This window comes from Dokdonia genika, assembly GCF_042652845.1.
Taxonomy (GTDB): domain Bacteria; phylum Bacteroidota; class Bacteroidia; order Flavobacteriales; family Flavobacteriaceae; genus Dokdonia; species Dokdonia donghaensis.
Genome location: NZ_JBHSHB010000007.1, coordinates 190,723 through 208,701 on the forward strand (window position 1 = coordinate 190,723; position 17,979 = coordinate 208,701).

Below are 17,979 nucleotides of genomic sequence, written 5' to 3' on the forward strand. Positions count from 1 at the left end.
TTTCTCACCTCACGATGAGCCGTTTATTTATAAACTGTTACTAAATTCTCTTTTTAACTTGCCTAACTGGCTAGCGATACTTGCATTGTACTGTGTATCACCTACTCTTAATACAAAACCACCTATGATGCTCTCATCAATCTCGTTTGTAAGAGTTACGTTCGTGCTTCCTGTAAGCTCTTTTACTTTTGCAAGAACCTTAGTCTCCAGTTCTGGAGTTAAAGCTACTGCCGTAGTTACTGTAGCACTCTCAATCTTATTGCTCTTATTGTACTCTGCAATAAAACTATCTGCCACACCACCTAGTAAATTTGCTCTACTATTATCTACAAGAACATCTACAAGACCTAATGTCTCTTTTGTACCGTCTGTAAATACCTGACGCAATACAGCGCGCTTATCGTCTGCTTTTATTACAGGACTGTTTAAGGCATTGCGAAGTTCTTTACTTCCTTCTATAGTAGCCTTTACAGATTTCATATCATTTAAAACTGCCTCTACAGATCCATTATCTTTTGCAAGATCTAGTACTGCTTTTGCATATCGTATTGCTGCTCTACTCATAGTGATAGCGGCTTAAAATCTGTTAGTTTAATGTTGCTTGACCTAGCATCTTGTCTACAAGACCTAGTTGCTTTTCTTTATCAGAAAGCTCATTTTTTACAACCTTCTCTGCAATCTCTACAGAAAGTGCTGCAACCTGACCTTTAAGGTCTGCGATAGCGCTCTTACGTTCTGCCTCAATAGCTGCTTGTGCTTGAGCTACCATTTTATCCGAAGCGTCTTTAGCTTCTACCTTAGCGTCGTCTATCATTTTAGTCTTCATCTCACGAGCTTCTTTAAGCATCGCTTCACGCTCTGCTCTAGCTTCTTTTAAAAGCTTCTCGTTATCTGCTTGAAGACTTGCCATCTCTTTCTTTGCATTTTCTGCAGCATCAAGAGCTCCTTGTATTCCTTCTTCACGCTGATTAAGCGCGCTCATAATAGGTTTCCAAGCAAATTTTACCATAAGGAAAATAAGCAGTAAGAAAAGGATTGTTTGTTTTACAAACAGGTCAAGTGAAAAATTCTCTAATAATTGTTCCATCTCAAAAGTGGTTCTGTGTTCTTATAATCTTTGTTTAATTAAATTCAACTCCTGTAACCAACCGTTACAGGAAGTTGAATTTTTAGAGTTGATCTGGATTAAGCTCCTAATATAAGCGCTCCAAATGCAAGTCCTTCTAAAAGTGCAGCAACGATAATCATCGCAGTCTGGATTTTACCAGCAGCCTCAGGCTGACGAGCAATTCCTTCCATTGCAGCTCCACCAATCTTACCAAGACCGATACCACCTCCAATTACTACTAGACCAGCTCCTACTAAATTTGGGAACATTGGTGCTACTTCTTGTACTAATGCTAAAGACATAATAGTGTATATAAAAAATTAAACAAATAAAAATTCTTAATTAAGTGAAGTTCTTACGGATAACTTCAGTGTCCTCAATCTCCTCTCCTAGCTCGTCGTGCAGCTCCTCATCGTGATGATCATCTGCAACTGCCATACCTATAAATAGTGCAGAAAGTGTTGTAAATATATAAGCCTGTAAGAATGCTACTAGCACCTCAATAAGCATTATGAATAATGATAAAAATAATGATACAATAGTAGACCCTGTTGCAGATAAGCTTTCTTGCATAAGAATACCTACCGCTACAAGACTCATTACAACAGTGTGACCTGCAGTAATGTTTGCAAATAGACGTACTAATAATGAAAATGGCTTAATAACCAGTGTACCTATGAGCTCTATAATACCTAGTAACGGTCTAAATACATAAGGAATACCTGGCATCCATAACATATGCCCCCAGAAGTGCTTATTACCACTAAATACATAAATTACTAATGTAATAACAGCTAGTGCCGCTGTAACAGCTATCTGACCTGTAACGTTAAATCCAAATGGCATTAAACCTACAAGGTTAAGTATCCAGATAAAGAAGAATACAGTAAGAAGGTATCCAGTAAATTTTCTATAGCTCTCACCAATGTTTGGCTTAGCGATTTCATCACGCACATAAACCACTAGTGGCTCAAGTACACGTCCAAATCCAGTAGGAACTTGTTTGTTTTTGTATTGTCTTGCTAGTCTTGAGAACCAAAACAGCATTAATAAACCTATAAGTAATATCCCGAAGACACTCTTTGTGATAGATAAATCAAAAGGCTTTGAAGCATTTACTGCGTGGTGCTCTTCATCAAACTGAACAGCAGCCTCACCAGCATTAAGCTCATATATTTTACCGTGAAGCTTTACAAAGCGACTATCACCTTTTTCTACAACGACAGTTCCATCATCATCGTGGTGAAACTCTGAAGACATAAAAGCTGTAAAGCCATTTTCTCCCCATAACATTACTGGCAAAGGAAAACCCCAGTGATGCTCAACTCCATTATCATCAAAAGTTGAGAATAAATGGAAGTCGTGAGAGTCCTTTAAGTGATGTTGTATGTACTCATTAATCTCCGTTCTTGTATTAACAGGATCACCCTTTTTTGCTCCATCTTTTCCGTAAACAGAAAAAGAAGTCAAAAGCACAAGAACTAATGTTAAAAATGAAATCGATTTTGATGCTATTTTCATTCCAATATTTTCAATAAATGACGTGGCCTAAAATTCTGTGCAAAAGTACTCATTTTCTTCAAAATAAAATAGATTTCGTAATTATTTCAATTTTGAGTCTCTCTATTCAAGATTTTCACAATAACAATTACCTCATAAAAGATAAATATGAAGATGGGTAACAGTAGAGAAACACTGTCTATCTTACTCAAATCAGGTCCAAAAAAAATAACATCTCTAAAAAGAACACAAAAGAATAAAACTTTTACCGCCATAGATCCTAAGTATAAAAAACCTAATTGATCTTTAAACTCTTTTGTGAGCGAGGCAAGTAGCTCAAAAACAATAACTAGTATATAAGAGGCGACAGCTTGATAAAGGTAAACTGGCCATAAGCTATATGGATGATAAATCTCAAAATGTGTTGTGAGATAGAAGTGTACATTATAAGTTATAACTAATAAACCTAAAATGACAAGGGTGTAAAAGAGTAATTTTTTAATCAACACTTATTTATTGAGACGCATTACCCCTTTTATGATGAAGTAAATAGATAGAAAAATAGCAAAGAGTGTAACTGTTTTTTCTAAGAATGTAGTTTCAAATTTTTGATCCAGCCATACACCTAGTAAATTACCTAAGTATATAGTCACTCCCATCTGTAAGGCAATGGTAGAAAATCGTGCCCAGTTTTTAAGCGGAGCGTTCTCCTTTTCCTTTGGCATTAGAAAGTGATTTAAGATTACCTTTCATCTCACAAGATGCATTAAATGTAGCTCCAGGCTCTACAGCAAGCTTACCAGTGATTACTTCTCCTTCTATATGTGCAGAGGTCTTTATAGATAGTAAATTTTTAATCTCTAATCTACCTACAATTTTACCCTCTACATCTGCATCATTACAAATTATAGTGCCAGTTACAACACCTGTTTTGCCCACTACAATTTTATTTGGAGCAGTTATATTGCCTTCTATAACACCATCTATACGAAAACCTCCCTCTGAGGTTACATCTCCTTTAAGAGTAGTGCCTTGACTAATGCGGTTTTGCTGGTTTGTAAGAGCTGGTCCTTTTCCTTTTTTGTTATCTGAAAACATCTGTAAGGGGGTTATTTTTTAATCTCAATTTGTTTTTTGTGCCTTATAAGCATCAAAGTTTTTATGTACTTGGATGATCTTATAATTTTCTGAAGCAATAATAGTATTAGGTCGTGTAATTCTCACCTCATCATTTACCGCAAGTAATTCAACAAGGCCTTCGGCTTGATTTCTACTGTCTAAAAAGTGTATTACTACAAAAGACTCTTTCTCATTATATACATCTATAGAGGTAGAAAACTGTGTGTAACCTATTTTTTCAAAGCTCTCTACAAGTCTCTTCTGAAAATCGCGCGCTCCCTGCACGTCAGAACTTGTAAAGGAGTATAGCACCTTATAGTTTATAGAAATTGCCTCGTCATCAAAGTTTTCAAACTTCATTGTAGGCAAAGCATTGCGCAATAAGTTTTGAGCTTTCTTACCTTCTTCTGTACGTGGGTAGGTAAGTGCTACATAATTAAGGCTCTCTTTGTAAGCATCATACCCCTTGTATCTGCCCAATACGGTTGCTTTAAGCAGTTCAAATTTAGGTAAATATGGATCTCCATAAAGTTGATCAATTTTCACTTCTAGATCTGAGAGAAGACCTGCATATTCCTGGTTTTGAAAACGCTTGTATAACCCTTTATAAATTTCTTCTGGAGCCTCTGCATCGGCCTCGAGTGCTGTGTTAGGATTATTTATTCTTGTAGCATAACGAGAGTCTGAATACTTTGTGGTAATCTCATTTTTATAAGTTTCCGCTTTCGCGAAAGCGCCCATAGAATCATACACTTGATACAAGTTATAGGTAGCTGGTAACACAAGTTTCTCATCAGGTTTGAAACTTAATAGCTTTTCTAAACGACTTGCTGCCAAAGGATATTCTTTAAACTTTTCTTTATAAATAAGACCTAGCTGAAAGTATGCAAAGTCTCGCTCTTTAATGAGGCTATCTATTTGAGTTCTATCTCTAGGTAGTGTTGCAATATAGTCTTGTGCTGTTTTCTTTTGTGTCTCCTCTTCTTCTTGGAGTGCTATCGGCAAGGGACCTCCGTTACTAGCTGGAGTTTGTTTTGATGAGAGGCGCCATCCATCTGCTAGTCTTCTTTTACCCCATCTGCGCTCAAAGGCTTGCTTACCATAGGCAACGGCTACATCATTATAGAAGTAAAATTCACCCGGTGCCGCTTGCGTTTTTTTACGAGTACTAGCGTTACTATTAAAAAACTCGTTGTTACGAATTTTATCTACTCTAGCGATAGAGTCTGCAGCTTCTTTTGCCTTAAGCTCTGCAATATAATTTTCAAAATATGCTGTTAGATCCTCTTCAGACATTGTAACTAGCGAAATTATACTGTCATTACGAAGGGTAAGATCCTCATAAGCAATAACGTCTGTAAGGTTATCACGTTTCTTTTTTACAGATCTATACTCTCTTGTACGGTCACTTATTTTACCCAGCATACTATCGTAATAAGCACCAGCAGTTTTATATGCTGCTTGCTCAAAGTTATAATCTGCAAGTGCAAGATAATCTCGTGATACAAGATAGTTATCTGTGCTGGTCTCCCTTAATGACTTATTATAGTTTGCAATAGCAGAGTCTTCTTTACCTAAGCTCATATAATAGGCCGCCTTTGTGTAATATATTTTATCTAAAAATGGTCTATTCTCTCTATTGCTTACCATTTTGTCTAGACGCTCTCTTAGTGCAAGAGTATCTTCTGTAGTAAGGTCACTATTACGTATTTGTTCCAGATGTGCGTTTATATGATACTTGCGCGGTATCTTTCTATTAAGGTCTATTACTTCTTGAAAAGCAAGATTTGCACTATCTTTTTTATCGAGACGATTATACAGCTGCCCCTTAATGTAATTATAACGACCTCTTTCTTCATACTTACGAGTAAGGTCTGATGCTTCTTTTATATAAATAAGAGCACTATCTGGTTTGTTTAGATTAAGGTAGGCCTGGGCGAGCATTGCTTTTGCATCTGCAATGTCTTGGTTTTTAAGATTCTTCTCTACTTTAAAAATCTTATTGAGATTCTCTATAGCAATCTCATTATTTTCTAGCCTGATGTTTGTCTTTTCCTTCCAGACTTTAGCCTGGGCAATATTGTTACTCTTAGGGTAGTAAGCAAGTACGTAATTAAAAGCTTCGAGTGCTGGTACAAATTGCTGGTCAAAATATCTTGCTTTGCCTAATAGTAAGAAGGCCTCATCCATTTGTGGGTTGCGCTCTTCTCCATCTATTTTCATAGAGTGGCGTTGTATGGCTTTAATTGCTTTTTCTTCTGCTCTTACAAAGTTAGGATCTCTGTTTTCTTCACCTAAAGATGTATTTTCTTCAAATGATATGCGCTCTATAGGTAGTACCTCCCAGTAGTTATCATCAAAGGTTTGTATAAGTGCGTTTTTACCTTGATCTAGGGCAAGATTACCATTATATAGTGTATTGAACTCTGTGGTAACCGCGTGATAGTTGCGACTTATAAATGAATCTTTCTTGCGAGAGCAGCTCGCAAGAATTAATACAAGAATACTTGTACAGAGGATACGTCTTAAGAGTATTATCAAACCTGTTGTGTTTTTACTAAAAGGAACTGTAATTTACCCATTTTAGTATGGAAGCGTGTAAAAATACATTTCTTTTTGAAAAAACATATATATCCCACTTTTTATTAGGACTCTTCACGTCATATACTGACTTTGAGTAGATATTTTATGGATGTCTTAAAAAAAAATTAAGAAAATTATAAAAAAAACCGCTGTTTTATCGGTTGATACCTAGCACTTTAGTATTTTTACTGTTCAAGTTGTATAAACTTGAAGAATTAAGTTGGGGAACTTAGGAAATGGTCGCTTTATTGTGGCCATTTTTTTTTACCCCTATTTTAAGCCACTATTCAACTACAACTTCATTACCCGCAAAGTAAGCCTCGAGATCTTTGAGAGTAGCTGGAGAGGTAATAATATCTTTTACTAAGCTCCCTTTCTCTAAAACTACAATACGCTCACAAACTTCTGTTACGTGCTGAAGATCGTGACTAGATACCAAGACAGTTACCTCTCTATCTGATGCCATCTTTTTTATAATTTCTTTTAAACGTATTTGCGTAGTAGGATCAAGATTTGCAAATGGCTCATCAAGTATAATTACATCTGGACTCCCTATTAAGGTCGCTACGATACCTACCTTTTTTTGATTTCCTTTTGAAAGGTCACGTAAGTATTTACGCTTCCCTATAATCTCATCGTTAAAAAAGTCTTCAAACGTTGCCAGCAATGCATCTACATCTGCCTTATTTTCTCCTCTTAGGTCTCCTATAAAATAAAAGTACTCTTCTGGAGTAAGGTATCCTATAAGGAAAGTTTCATCTATAAAGGAAGCCGTGTGTGTTTTCCAGTCTTCACTCTCGTTTACTTTTACGCCTCCATTTTCTATATAACCTGTAGATGGTTGTATAAGATCTAGCAGACAGCTGAAAAGCGTAGTCTTACCGGCTCCATTATTACCTACAAGTCCAAAAGACTGACCCCTTGGGATTTCAAAACCTTCAAGGTTAAGAACTGTAACTCCGTTATATGATTTTGACAAGTTGTGTACTGTGATCATCGTCTCTCTATTTTGTTTGTTTGTAAGCTGCAAGCGTTTTATACTTCTCAGTCTTATATATTTTTATAATCTGGTCAAATACTTTGTCTCTAAAAGCAAAGCCTATAAGCCCTACTATAGCGACTAGTGCATAGCCCAGAGTAGGTCCTACCGTAAAGTGCCCTATCGCATAAAGTGCCATAGGTCCAAGCATTTTAGGCAAACTCACAAGCAGCGTTTTAAGGTTAAAAGAACTCTTGTCTCCAAAGGCCTTTTTACCACTCTGTAAGTCTATAGGTGTTTTTATATAAGCCCCACCTAGTAATACAAGGTGTGCATTTATACCCATATTAAATATGGCTCCTACTAGGACTGCAATAAGTATATCCCACCCAAAATAAATATAGGGTATGCATAATATCGCCGAAAAGAATGTGGCAATCACCACGAGTAACCACTTAGACTTTAAGTAATCTTTATAGGCAATATTTTGTGTCATCATAAGCGGGTAATAAGCACTATCCCAAGATGGAACAAACTGCCCAAAACTAAAGAGGAAACCACCACTTACAAATACTGCTGCAAACATCTTCCAGAAAGGACCATCATAAACCTCAACTGCACCCGTAAAAAAGAGCAACCCGTAAAACAAGAACATAACACTCATAAACACAGTAGTCTTAGAGCGTTTATTTCTCATTATAAGTCTAATATCATTTTTAAGAAAAGTAGACTGCTTCCCAAAACGATCTAGCCACCCTAAATCTCCACCACTCGCTTCACTCACCTTTTTTGCCAGCCCTGCGTCTAAATATAATCTTGCAAGAAAGTACTTAAAAGCAACCGTTGCTACTGTAACAAGTAATGCTATAGGAAATATAACAGGCCACATATACTCATATAACCCTTGAAAAAACGGTTGTGTAAACGCTGTGATATCAAAATAGCCATAATACTGAGCAAAGCCTAAGGCAGCAAATAATGCTCCTACGCTCAACACAAGCCACAGCTTGTCATTTAAAAAGACATTAATAAAATTATTTGCATATATAAAGCAAAACATAGCCACGTGCCACGCAATCACGCCTAGCGGATTAAATCCCTTTACCAGTAATACAATAGAAAATGGAATAAAGAAAAAAGCGTGCATCCAGTTCCAGAAGGCAAGCACCGTTTTACCAAGTGCAAACTTTACAATCTTAGTCTTTTTAAAAGGTAAAAGTAATAGCGGTTTAATATTTACCACGGGCATTTTTTGTCCCATATATCTTATTATAAGATCACCTACTATGTAATAAATAACAAATGTATTTACTGTAGAAAAAGGCTCAAGGTCTGCTTTTTCAAGTATAAAATAAAGACCCACACCAGCACCTCCTAGGTATAAAACCATCATTAAGGCTCCAAAAACCATCAAAATTTTAAGTGCAAGGTTAGTCCCAAAAGCAGGACTTCTAAAAAAAGCCTTCCACTCAAGGCTTACAAATTGTTTGACCATAATTTTCGGTTGTTTAGCGAGGTATAGGTATTTAAACTACTCGTAATGTTACACATAAAACGCATTGCTTTGTATTTTTGTAAAAAAAACGTCAATGTCTTCATTTCATACACTTCATATTCAGACCATTACAAGAATCACAGCAAAATCTATTGCTATTACTTTTGCACTTCCGGGTGCTTTAAAAGAGCACTTTACCTTTGCCCCTGGTCAATATATTACTTTAAAAACTACTATAGATGGCACAGAGGTTAGACGTGCTTACTCTATTTGTAGCTCACCTCAAGAAGGGCTTACCGTTGCTGTAAAAGAGGTAGAAAACGGAACGTTCTCAACGTATGCAAATAGAGAACTTAAGGAAGGTGATACGCTAGAGGTACAAGAACCAGAGGGGAGATTTAAGATAGATAATTCCGCTTTCGCGAAAGCGAAAAACTACGCAGCATTTGCCGCAGGTTCTGGTATTACACCTATTCTGTCTATGATAAAGACAACCCTTACTCAATCTCCAGATAGCACTTTTGTACTAGTCTTTGGGAACCGAACGCCAGAGGAGGCGATGTTTATAGATGAGTTACAAGCGTTAAGATCACAATATACAGATCGCTTCTCTATAGAGTCTATTTACTCGCAGTCGCGTGTAGATGGCGCACACTTTGGCCGTATTATGAAATCTACGGTAAACTTTGTGGTAAAAAATAAATATGCCGAAAACAACTTTGACGATTACTTTTTATGTGGTCCAGAGGCAATGATTAATGAAGTAACTAAAGTTCTAAAAGAAAATGAAGTTGCAGACACTGCCATACATTTTGAACTCTTTACGGCAAGCACAGAAACTACAGAGATCGAGGCGCCTCTAGATGGTAAAACGGCTATAAAAGTACTTTGTGATGATGAGGAGTTTGAGTTTACTATGGATCAAGAGACAAACATTCTTGACGCCTCACTAGATGAAGATATAGACGCACCACACTCTTGTCAAGGCGGCGTATGTAGTAGCTGTATCGCACGAGTAACAGAAGGTACTGCTGTGATGTCACAAAATCAAATTCTTACAGATGCAGAGGTTGCAGAGGGACTTATCCTTACCTGCCAGGCGCATCCTACCTCAGCTAGAATTGTGGTAGATTATGATGATATATAATTGAGGTTATAAAATTTTTAAAAACCTGCCCGTTGTACAACAGGCAGGTTTTTTTATGCTATTAAAGTAGGTAACCCCTACCTTAAAAGGAGATTATCTATTTTTAACCTATGTGGAACTTTTATCGTGACGTAACATTATATGCTGCTGCAGTCTGCATTTTATTTGGACTCGCGACAGTTCCTGCTCGAGATAGCATTATAAATGGTGTTCTGGTAACCATCGTTGTTTTTGGTGTGTTTGGGACTGGCTTGGGCATTCTTGCCTTTGGTTACTTTCAAAAGCAACAATACTATATGTACCATAATCTTGGTTTTACAAAGAGGCACCTCGTCACAAGAACCTATTTGATAAATGGTTTTCTAGCCATAGTCTTGCTTATCATTACATCCTTCTTTGTATGATACACGAGCTACAACTCATATCTGCACAAAAATCTTTTGGAAGCAAAGAAGTGCTCAAAGATGTCTCCTTTACACTACAGACTGGTGATATTTTGGGACTATTTGGTGCTAATGGATCTGGCAAATCTACATTGCTCAAAATACTTTTTGGCACCTTAAAAGCGACTAAAGCAACACTTACCATAAATGGCTCACCTATATCTCTAGAAAAGATTATTCCTAGTCAATATATAGGCTATTTACCACAAGAAAGCTTTTTGCCTAAACATTTAAAAGTAAGAGATATCATCCCGCTATTTTATAGTGATGGTGATGATCAAGACGCCATTTTTAGAGCTCCATTTATAGAAAAAATAGCGTCAAAAAAAGCGGGCGTACTCTCAATGGGTGAGATACGTTATCTAGAGCTGCTACTTGTAGCAAATCTTAATCACCCATTCCTTATGCTAGATGAGCCTTTCTCTATGATAGAGCCCTTGTATAAAGAAAAGATAAAAGAGTTTTTGTTTTCGCTTAAAGCAAAAAAAGGAATCATACTCACAGACCATTATTATACAGATGTACTAGACGTTACTACGAGTAACATTGTACTTTCTAACGGGTTTTCTTCGGTAGTATATTCGGTAGAAGATCTTAGGTTACAAGGGTATATTACATAAAAAACCTGTCTCATCTTTATGACTTGACAGGTTTTGGTTTTATTTACGCTTTCGCGAAAGCGTACTTCTATATAAACTTCTTAATAATCGTTGCTACAGGCTCTATCGCTGTGGTTTGCTCTATAGATGGTCCTGCAACCCATACGGTTTTATAAGTAGCTCCCTGTGCGGCCTTTGTGGTATCACGCATACCCTTTGCAAAACGAATGGCCTTTACCCATTTTTTGAGCTTCTTATTTTTATTAAGAAGACCTTCTAGCCAGGTTTGTTTTGTTCCTATCTTTTGAACATAAGGTGTATTAATAACTGTACACGGTGTACCAGATATCTTTTGTGTCATCACGATATCTTTTGCCCCAAAGTCTACACAAGCTTGCTTGTACTCTTGAGACACAGGTGCCTCTTCTGAAGCTATAAAAGGGCTTCCTATACTTGCTCCTATCGCGCCGTAAGACATTGCACGATCAAGGTCGGTCTTGTTTGCAACCCCACCAGCAGTTATTACTGGTATCGCGCAGTTTTCATTAAGCTCTTTTATAAGTGCTTCTGGAGCGATATTACCTCTGTGACCTCCTGCTTGATTATTTACTGCAACTAGTGCATCACAACCCATTGCTTCTACCTTTTTTGAGTAGCTCAAGTCTGTAACGTCACAAAATACTTTAATTCCCTTTGGTTTTGCCTTCTCGATAACCATTCTAGGTGACCCGAGAGATGTGATAATGAAGTCTACACCTAGCTCACAAGCTGCTTCCAGCTGTGCAGGGTACTTCATATTAGATTTATTTACAATAAGATTTATCCCAAAGGCTCCTCCAGGTACTTTTGCCGCTTTAAGCTCAGTAATGGCAGCTTTAAGCTCTTCTATAGTTCTATAATTAAGTGCTGGTACACAGGCAGCGATACCATTTTCCATTCCAGCTTTTAACATTGCGACATTAGACACCAGAAACATAGGTGCCATAATAATAGGGTGAGTTATGCCCAGTAAGTCGTTAAGGGTAGGTTTTGTTGCGCTCATAGTTATATAATATACCACAAATATAGTACAATTTTACTGTGCGCGCATAGTATGTAACGCTAGATAGTTGCTTTAATCTTATCTATTACCTGTTCTGGCAAGATGGTTTTCATCACATCTTCATAACCTTCTGGCACTAGATTGCCGTATATTGAGGTTGGGATTTTTGGATACTTTTTTCTGTCTGACACTAAGCAGTGTTCTTCTTGATTAAATGGAGCAAAGCCTGCATAAGGATGCGTTACTCCCCAGAGTGTTATCGTAGGCACGCCATACATTGCTGCGAGGTGTGCGTTACCACTATCCATAGAAAGCATCCCGTCTAGCTGACTTATAAGATTAAGTTCTTCTTTAAATTTAAGTGCTCCAGCTACGACCTTTACATTTTTACAGCTATCTGAGAGGTTATTGAGTATAGTCACTTCTGAGGGTGCTCCAAATAGAAAGATATCGTACTTATCTAATAGGTCTATTCCTTCTACTACCATTTTCATATAGTCTAGAGGATACTGCTTACCTAGGTGGGCGGCAAAAGGTGCTACTCCCAACCACTTGCGACTATGGCCTGCTGTAAACTCAATGATTGCTGGTGCTCTATTGGGTTTTGGTAAAACCTCTGGAACTAGGTTTTTAAATTCTAGGTTGTTAAAAACAGCTTTGTAGCGCTGTGCGGTTGTTGCAAGTTGTGTAAAGTTCTTATCGCTTTCTCTAGTGAGTGCTTTCTTTTCGGCTCTTCCTTTATCTAGAGTTGCACTAGGCAGATTAAGAAAGGTACGAAGCATTTTAGACCGTATGACATTGTGCAAGTCTGCAACGTGTGTGATACCAAGCTTTTTCAGCTGGCGTGCGAGTTTCCATATACCCATCACTCCTTTATGTTCTGAAGTGACATTTGCAGCAACAAATTCAAGGTTAGGTATGGAGCTTACAATGGGTTTAAAAAATGGCTTTGAGAGAAAAGATATTTTTATGTCTGGATTTGCTTTCGCGAAAGCGTAAACCACAGGCACCGTCATCGCTACATCTCCCATTGCAGAGAGCCGTATGATGAGAATATGTTTTTGTCTAGCCATTGTAAGAATGCACGATACCGCTCTTTAAAATAAAGAACGGTATCGTACGTAAGGATTCATTACTTTTTAATGTTTCTGAGTACTGGGTTTAACTCATCATCATTATACATTTTCATTTGCTTGTATACCTTCATATACTTGTCTCCTTTTGAGATGTCATCAAGTAAGGTATCTATTGCTGTAGAGAGGTCTACGCGTTGCTCTAGTAAAACATCTAGCTTAGTCTGGCAAGCAGCTCTGTGTGCATCACTTGCATCTTCACGTGTTGCTTCTTCTTGCATATGATATACTTTTAAAGCAAGTATAGATAAACGGTCTACTCCCCAAGCTGGGCTTTCTGTATTAATTGTTGCTCCTTCTTTTACAGTTACATCTTTATACTTCTCAAGAAAGTAGCTATCTATATACTCTACCATATCTGTACGATCTTGGTTTGAGGCATCAATCTTACGTTTAAGTGTAAGTGCAGCCACAGGGTCTATTTGAGGATCGCGTATAATATCTTCATAATGCCATTGTACAGTATCTATCCAGCATTTACGGTATAGCAAGTGCCCTAGTACATCTTCATTTTTATCATACTTGTTGATAAAAGGTTGATCTACGGTGTTTATTACGTGATAGGTGTCTATCGCTTCTTTAAAAATGGCATTTGCCTTATCTGTAAACATATTATTGTTTTTCTAAAATGTGTAAATACTCTATTGTGCTGCTAGCTTTGTGATGACGGCTAGCTGTTCTATCTGCTCTGAATCGTTTATAACTGGTGGTTTTTACATCATATCTACCATACTGCTCCATCACCTTTTTAATAACTGATGGACTCATTAAACCCTCATTACTGTAGCTTACAAAAATGTACTTAAACTGAGCATTTTTTATAAGCTGTTCAAAGCTTGAGACAACCGTTTTCTTACTACAATAAGCACTTTTATTATAGATGGGAAGACCTGTTTTTCCTCGTGGTGCAAAGATATTATATTTTGCAATGGTATTAAGTATGTGATAATTTGCACCATACTGCCTTACATTATATGGTGGGTCTATGTATAAAATATCTCCGCTTATTTTAGTAATAAGCTCGTTACCATCTTCTTGAAATACTTGATGAGCCGTCTTTGTAATCTCAAAAGTAGCCGGAGTAATGACCATATTCTTTGCGGCTCTAGGTTTTATAGTTTTGAGATAAGATCCATAAACAGAGGCTGTGTTTGCAATTTTATCTGCACTCTCTAGTAGGCTGGCTAGTAGAAAATAGTAGACATCTGTACTTATCGCTTTATTATGATACCATTTTTCAACCTCTGTGCGTATACTATCTATTTTTTGAGCATTATGCTTGCTGAAATATAACCGATTACTCACACCTCCTTCTCCATATTGTGCCGCAATAAAACCCTCTTGCAGTGGTAATGAATTTAGGTATTCTATAAGGTCATTATATTCAAAACTCTTATAGTTTCCTATATAATTACGATTGAGAACATAGCTATAAAACTCAAGATCATTTGCTATGACGGCTTTTACTTGAGATTTAAATACCCTACCTACTGCGCCTGTACCTGCAAAGAGATCGCAAAAAACTAAATCGCCTAGGTCTTGCCCACACACGCTATGTATAGTGTCTTGTATAAAGGAAGATAATCTATGTTTTGAACCTATATAATTCATCTACTTACCCATATAATGTCTGCCATTGTTTCCTTTCCTTCCTCGAGGGAGAGGACTTCCATTACTGCTGGTGTTTTCTGTTTTCCGTAGGGTTCTATGATGGATTTTATGAGTTCTATTTCGGCTTTTAGTTTCCAGTGTTCTCCGTTTTGGTCGTGCACGACTATAAATAACCTGTTATTGAGGTGAAAGCGTTGCCCGGTACTTTGGTGCTTGTAAAACCACTGTATGAGTTCGGTTTTGTGCGCTTTCGCGAAAGCGTAATTCTCCCCAAATCCTTTTGGGAATATACTTGTTTTATGGTCTATGCGCTCGCCTAGCCATCTAAAATCGTAGTGATCTTCTACCGGATTTGGGTTAGGTGCGAAACCTGGTAGGTCTGTAAAAATTTTTTCTACGGCCTGGGCACTCCAGAAGTTGTACCATCTGTTTATGGCGTAGTTAAAGAAATCTTGTGTGGGAAAATTGTGCTCCTTTTGTTGTTCCTCAATTTGAACTAAAAGCGCTTCCCAAGACATTGTTTTATAAATAAACTTAGTCGCATCATCCCAAGTATCATTTTGCTTTCTATTCCAAACATAGGGAAGGTTACACCTTTTCTTTAACTCGTTCTCTATGTAGGATATATCGAGCTTCATTATGCGATATAGTTTATAAATACTGGAAGAAGGACAATAAGCCACAACAAGCTTTCCTTAAAAATAGGACTCTCTGTGTGTTCTAAAAAGTTACTTACTATAATGGTCATTACAGGTACAATAAGATACCACTCTGCGCCTGTTTTATGTGCCGAAAGCGCGATCACTAGTAAGCCTACAGCGAGTAATCCTAAAATTACAGAGTATCGAGACTTTGACCCAGAAGAGGCATTTCTTTGCTCACCAAGATATTTCCATACTGTCCATAACATTAGTGCTATGAAGAAGGCAATGGGAATAAGAATTTTGACTTTATTATAAGCTCCAAAATCAAAAGAAACAGACTCAAATTCAATTGTAACATCTGCCGGAGCTCCTGCTTGTAGAATTAAAAAGCTATAATATATGACTGTAAATGATATAAATGCTATGAGAGGAATAAATAAATATCTCGGGTTTGAAATATTATATAATAAAAGCCCTAAGTAAATTGCTATTAAATACAACCAGCTAAAATAAAATGCGAGCGCAGCAAGAAGAATCCACAAGGTCGCGTCAAAAATCTTGCGTTCCATATATAACTCAGACTTAAAACTTATAATGCGTCGCAAGGCGATGAGTATAAAAAAGCCTGCAAGTAGAATCGCACCATCTTTTAAAGCCACTGGTAATGAGAGGCTAAAAGCGGCAAAAAGCAATACGCCGTAGGTACTACGTTTAGTTAAATCATTTTTTTGAGCTACAAAATTGAGTATAAACATCGTGCTTATAAAAAGTAGCCACATCCCAACTAGTCGAATAACTTCTTGCCAGTTAAATGGCGTTACAAACTGCTCTCTATTACTATAAAAAAAGCCCAAAGTCATATAAATAAAGACGAGCACCACGGTTAGTGGTTTTGAAGTGCCAAAAAATCTTGTGAGCATAGCTAGTTTTTTTCCTATTTTTGCAGTCACATCTATGGATGTACAATTAAGATTTCAATATTGTAAACATACAACATTATGAGTTTGAGAGGATTTTTTGAAGGAGTACAAGAATTTGCAGAAGCAACTTTATTTGCACCCTTTAATGCACTTGCAGAGTTAGAACTAAGTAACTGGTGGCTTGCAAATGGTGTAAACTGGATTTTTATGCTCATTTGTGCTGCTGCAATCGTATACTGGATTATGGAAATCAAGAAATATGATGCAAATGATACTGAGTATCGTGAAGCAAAAGCTCACGGTTTTTTAGGAAAAAACAGCGAGCTCGAGAGCAACATTTAATAATACTACTATAGGTCAAAGCCTATATCTGTACGATAATTGATCCTATCAAAATGTAGATTTTCTATATTTTGATAGGATTTTTTTATGGCCTGTTTGAAATCATCATCAAAAGATGTAATTGCGATAACACGACCTCCGTTAGTCACTACTTGCCCATCTTTTTCTGTAGTTCCTGCGTGAAAAACAAGCGAATCTTCTATAGTATCAAGGCCAGTAATCACTTTACCCTTCTCATATGCTTCTGGATAACCTCCAGATACGAGCATAACCGTTGCTGCGCTTCTTGGGTCTAGTTTAAACTCCTGTTTATCTAACGTTTGAGCATCTACTGCCATAAAAAGCTCTACAAGATCAGACTGTATACGTGGTAATACCACCTCTGTCTCTGGGTCTCCCATACGCACGTTGTACTCTATTACTTTAGGGTCATCTCCTACTTTGATAAGACCTATAAAAATAAAACCTTTGTACTCAATGTTTTCCTTAGAAAGCCCGTTTACCGTAGGTTTTACAATGCGCTCCTCTATTTTCTGCATAAATGCATCATCTGCAAATGGTACTGGACTTATAGCGCCCATACCACCAGTATTAAGACCTACATCTCCCTCTCCTATACGCTTATAATCTTTTGCCGTAGGGAGTACTTTGTAGTTCTTACCATCTGTGAGTACAAATACACTAAGTTCTATACCGTCTAAAAACTCCTCAATCACCACGGTTGCACTTGCATCGCCAAATTTTCCTCCCAGCATATTTGCTAGCTCTTGCTTTGCCTCTTCAAGATTGTCTATAATTAAAACCCCTTTTCCTGCAGCCAGACCATCTGCTTTTAGTACATAAGGTGCCTGTAGTGTTTCTAAAAATGCCTGTCCCTTATCAAGTGTTTCTGCCGTAAAAGCCTCGTAAGCCGCCGTAGGTATATTATGAGCCATCATAAACTCTTTTGCACGCTCTTTACTTCCTTCTAGCGCTGCACCTACTTTACTAGGTCCTATAACAGCAACATTTTTAAGCGATTCATCTGCCTTAAAAAAGTCATAAACACCTTGCACAAGCGGGTCTTCTGGCCCCACTACAACCATCTCTATCCCTTCTTTTATTACAAGCTCTTTTATTGCATCAAAATCTGTAACTCCTATGGCAACATTTGTGGCTATTTGTGAGGTCCCGGCATTACCAGGCGCTACAAATAGTGAATCACAGTGGTCACTTTGAGCAATTTTATATGCAAATGTATGCTCACGTCCTCCAGAGCCTAAGATTAAGATGTTCATTTGATTAGTTTTTAGGTTTAAGTGCAAAAATAAGTTT

21 protein-coding genes are annotated in these 17,979 nt (G+C 37.3%); 4 read left to right on the plus strand and 17 right to left on the minus strand.

The window, feature by feature from the left end; all coding sequences use genetic code 11:
• Positions 1-27: 27 nt before the first annotated feature.
• The 10 genes from atpH to ACFO5T_RS01860 all read right to left on the minus strand — a co-directional run bounded on the left by atpH (position 28) and on the right by ACFO5T_RS01860 (position 8,784).
• Positions 28-564 (minus strand): ATP synthase F1 subunit delta, encoded by a 537-nt coding sequence (gene atpH, locus ACFO5T_RS01815; RefSeq protein WP_035326316.1) that lies wholly within the window; start codon positions 562-564, stop codon positions 28-30.
• A 22-nt stretch (positions 565-586) separates the two neighbouring features.
• The gene (locus ACFO5T_RS01820) at positions 587-1,087 is read right to left on the minus strand and encodes a F0F1 ATP synthase subunit B (RefSeq protein ID WP_380031559.1); all 501 of its coding nucleotides are present in this window, start codon (positions 1,085-1,087) and stop codon (positions 587-589) included.
• Positions 1,088-1,185: 98 nt separating this feature from the next.
• Positions 1,186-1,410, minus strand: coding sequence for an ATP synthase F0 subunit C (gene atpE, locus ACFO5T_RS01825; RefSeq protein ID WP_269465683.1), 225 nt, complete (start codon positions 1,408-1,410; stop codon positions 1,186-1,188).
• A gap of 40 nt (positions 1,411-1,450) precedes the next feature.
• Positions 1,451-2,629, minus strand: a complete 1,179-nt coding sequence (atpB, locus tag ACFO5T_RS01830; RefSeq protein ID WP_038598225.1) for a F0F1 ATP synthase subunit A — start codon at positions 2,627-2,629, stop codon at positions 1,451-1,453.
• A gap of 86 nt (positions 2,630-2,715) precedes the next feature.
• Entirely contained in the window at positions 2,716-3,114 is a 399-nt protein-coding gene (locus ACFO5T_RS01835) for a DUF6168 family protein (RefSeq protein WP_380031563.1), read from the minus strand.
• Between the two features lie 3 nt (positions 3,115-3,117).
• Positions 3,118-3,333, minus strand: coding sequence for an AtpZ/AtpI family protein (locus tag ACFO5T_RS01840; protein WP_380031565.1), 216 nt, complete (start codon positions 3,331-3,333; stop codon positions 3,118-3,120).
• On the minus strand, positions 3,302-3,706 hold the full coding sequence (locus tag ACFO5T_RS01845; RefSeq protein ID WP_038598219.1) for a bactofilin family protein: 405 nt from the start codon (positions 3,704-3,706) through the stop codon (positions 3,302-3,304). The genes ACFO5T_RS01840 and ACFO5T_RS01845 overlap by 32 nt, the downstream gene beginning before the upstream one ends.
• 24 nt (positions 3,707-3,730) lie before the next feature.
• Entirely contained in the window at positions 3,731-6,268 is a 2,538-nt protein-coding gene (gene porW, locus ACFO5T_RS01850; protein WP_380031567.1) for a type IX secretion system periplasmic lipoprotein PorW/SprE, read from the minus strand.
• Positions 6,269-6,593: 325 nt separating this feature from the next.
• The gene (locus ACFO5T_RS01855) at positions 6,594-7,307 is read right to left on the minus strand and encodes an ABC transporter ATP-binding protein (protein ID WP_380031569.1); all 714 of its coding nucleotides are present in this window, start codon (positions 7,305-7,307) and stop codon (positions 6,594-6,596) included.
• Positions 7,308-7,314: 7 nt separating this feature from the next.
• Positions 7,315-8,784: a DUF5687 family protein gene (locus ACFO5T_RS01860; protein WP_380031571.1), complete on the minus strand. Its 1,470-nt coding sequence runs from the start codon at positions 8,782-8,784 to the stop codon at positions 7,315-7,317.
• Positions 8,785-8,878: 94 nt separating this feature from the next.
• On the opposite strand from ACFO5T_RS01860, the gene ACFO5T_RS01865 reads away from it, so the two are divergent.
• The 3 genes from ACFO5T_RS01865 to ACFO5T_RS01875 all read left to right on the plus strand — a co-directional run bounded on the left by ACFO5T_RS01865 (position 8,879) and on the right by ACFO5T_RS01875 (position 10,994).
• Positions 8,879-9,931: a ferredoxin--NADP reductase gene (locus ACFO5T_RS01865; RefSeq protein WP_380031573.1), complete on the plus strand. Its 1,053-nt coding sequence runs from the start codon at positions 8,879-8,881 to the stop codon at positions 9,929-9,931.
• Positions 9,932-10,041: 110 nt separating this feature from the next.
• On the plus strand, positions 10,042-10,335 hold the full coding sequence (locus ACFO5T_RS01870) for a hypothetical protein (RefSeq protein ID WP_380031575.1): 294 nt from the start codon (positions 10,042-10,044) through the stop codon (positions 10,333-10,335).
• Positions 10,332-10,994, plus strand: coding sequence for an ATP-binding cassette domain-containing protein (locus tag ACFO5T_RS01875; protein ID WP_380031578.1), 663 nt, complete (start codon positions 10,332-10,334; stop codon positions 10,992-10,994). The genes ACFO5T_RS01870 and ACFO5T_RS01875 overlap by 4 nt, the downstream gene beginning before the upstream one ends.
• 67 nt (positions 10,995-11,061) lie before the next feature.
• Here ACFO5T_RS01875 and ACFO5T_RS01880 read toward each other — a convergent pair whose 3' ends face one another.
• Genes ACFO5T_RS01880 through ACFO5T_RS01905 form a run of 6 tightly spaced genes read right to left on the minus strand, consistent with a single transcriptional unit; the run spans position 11,062 to position 16,323 of the window.
• The gene (locus ACFO5T_RS01880; RefSeq protein ID WP_380031580.1) at positions 11,062-12,015 is read right to left on the minus strand and encodes an NAD(P)H-dependent flavin oxidoreductase; all 954 of its coding nucleotides are present in this window, start codon (positions 12,013-12,015) and stop codon (positions 11,062-11,064) included.
• A gap of 59 nt (positions 12,016-12,074) precedes the next feature.
• A complete protein-coding gene (locus ACFO5T_RS01885; protein WP_380031582.1) occupies positions 12,075-13,088 on the minus strand; it encodes a glycosyltransferase family 9 protein in 1,014 nt (337 codons plus the stop codon).
• Between the two features lie 59 nt (positions 13,089-13,147).
• On the minus strand, positions 13,148-13,759 hold the full coding sequence (locus ACFO5T_RS01890) for a DUF4254 domain-containing protein (protein ID WP_038598205.1): 612 nt from the start codon (positions 13,757-13,759) through the stop codon (positions 13,148-13,150).
• A 1-nt stretch (position 13,760) separates the two neighbouring features.
• Positions 13,761-14,759: a DNA adenine methylase gene (locus tag ACFO5T_RS01895; protein ID WP_380031585.1), complete on the minus strand. Its 999-nt coding sequence runs from the start codon at positions 14,757-14,759 to the stop codon at positions 13,761-13,763.
• Positions 14,756-15,397: a hypothetical protein gene (locus ACFO5T_RS01900; protein WP_375252094.1), complete on the minus strand. Its 642-nt coding sequence runs from the start codon at positions 15,395-15,397 to the stop codon at positions 14,756-14,758. Before ACFO5T_RS01900 ends, ACFO5T_RS01895 begins: the two co-directional genes overlap by 4 nt.
• Positions 15,397-16,323 (minus strand): hypothetical protein, encoded by a 927-nt coding sequence (locus ACFO5T_RS01905; protein WP_380031588.1) that lies wholly within the window; start codon positions 16,321-16,323, stop codon positions 15,397-15,399. Before ACFO5T_RS01905 ends, ACFO5T_RS01900 begins: the two co-directional genes overlap by 1 nt.
• A 78-nt stretch (positions 16,324-16,401) precedes the next feature.
• Here ACFO5T_RS01905 and ACFO5T_RS01910 point away from each other — a divergent pair, with 78 nt between their 5' ends.
• Positions 16,402-16,665, plus strand: coding sequence for a DUF6341 family protein (locus ACFO5T_RS01910; RefSeq protein WP_375252092.1), 264 nt, complete (start codon positions 16,402-16,404; stop codon positions 16,663-16,665).
• A gap of 8 nt (positions 16,666-16,673) precedes the next feature.
• Here the strand turns inward: ACFO5T_RS01910 and purD are convergent, their stop codons facing one another.
• Positions 16,674-17,942, minus strand: a complete 1,269-nt coding sequence (gene purD / locus ACFO5T_RS01915; RefSeq protein ID WP_380031591.1) for a phosphoribosylamine--glycine ligase — start codon at positions 17,940-17,942, stop codon at positions 16,674-16,676.
• Positions 17,943-17,979 lie beyond the last annotated feature (37 nt).

Bases quoted from the DNA above. Each gene is read 5' to 3' on its own strand.
- ACFO5T_RS01900 (WP_375252094.1), bottom strand. From the start codon at position 15,397: ATGAAGCTCGATATATCCTACATAGAGAACGAGTTAAAGAAAAGGTGT.
- ACFO5T_RS01890 (WP_038598205.1), bottom strand. From the start codon at position 13,759: ATGTTTACAGATAAGGCAAATGCCATTTTTAAAGAAGCGATAGACACC.
- ACFO5T_RS01905 (WP_380031588.1), bottom strand. From the start codon at position 16,323: ATGCTCACAAGATTTTTTGGCACTTCAAAACCACTAACCGTGGTGCTC.
- ACFO5T_RS01855 (WP_380031569.1), bottom strand. From the start codon at position 7,307: ATGATCACAGTACACAACTTGTCAAAATCATATAACGGAGTTACAGTT.
- ACFO5T_RS01860 (WP_380031571.1), bottom strand. From the start codon at position 8,784: ATGGTCAAACAATTTGTAAGCCTTGAGTGGAAGGCTTTTTTTAGAAGT.
- ACFO5T_RS01875 (WP_380031578.1), top strand. From the start codon at position 10,332: ATGATACACGAGCTACAACTCATATCTGCACAAAAATCTTTTGGAAGC.
- ACFO5T_RS01845 (WP_038598219.1), bottom strand. From the start codon at position 3,706: ATGTTTTCAGATAACAAAAAAGGAAAAGGACCAGCTCTTACAAACCAG.
- atpH (WP_035326316.1), bottom strand. From the start codon at position 564: ATGAGTAGAGCAGCAATACGATATGCAAAAGCAGTACTAGATCTTGCA.
- ACFO5T_RS01820 (WP_380031559.1), bottom strand. From the start codon at position 1,087: ATGGAACAATTATTAGAGAATTTTTCACTTGACCTGTTTGTAAAACAA.
- ACFO5T_RS01895 (WP_380031585.1), bottom strand. From the start codon at position 14,759: ATGAATTATATAGGTTCAAAACATAGATTATCTTCCTTTATACAAGAC.
- ACFO5T_RS01865 (WP_380031573.1), top strand. From the start codon at position 8,879: ATGTCTTCATTTCATACACTTCATATTCAGACCATTACAAGAATCACA.
- atpE (WP_269465683.1), bottom strand. From the start codon at position 1,410: ATGTCTTTAGCATTAGTACAAGAAGTAGCACCAATGTTCCCAAATTTA.
- ACFO5T_RS01910 (WP_375252092.1), top strand. From the start codon at position 16,402: ATGAGTTTGAGAGGATTTTTTGAAGGAGTACAAGAATTTGCAGAAGCA.
- purD (WP_380031591.1), bottom strand. From the start codon at position 17,942: ATGAACATCTTAATCTTAGGCTCTGGAGGACGTGAGCATACATTTGCA.
- ACFO5T_RS01870 (WP_380031575.1), top strand. From the start codon at position 10,042: ATGTGGAACTTTTATCGTGACGTAACATTATATGCTGCTGCAGTCTGC.
- ACFO5T_RS01880 (WP_380031580.1), bottom strand. From the start codon at position 12,015: ATGAGCGCAACAAAACCTACCCTTAACGACTTACTGGGCATAACTCAC.
- ACFO5T_RS01840 (WP_380031565.1), bottom strand. From the start codon at position 3,333: ATGCCAAAGGAAAAGGAGAACGCTCCGCTTAAAAACTGGGCACGATTT.
- atpB (WP_038598225.1), bottom strand. From the start codon at position 2,629: ATGAAAATAGCATCAAAATCGATTTCATTTTTAACATTAGTTCTTGTG.
- ACFO5T_RS01885 (WP_380031582.1), bottom strand. From the start codon at position 13,088: ATGGCTAGACAAAAACATATTCTCATCATACGGCTCTCTGCAATGGGA.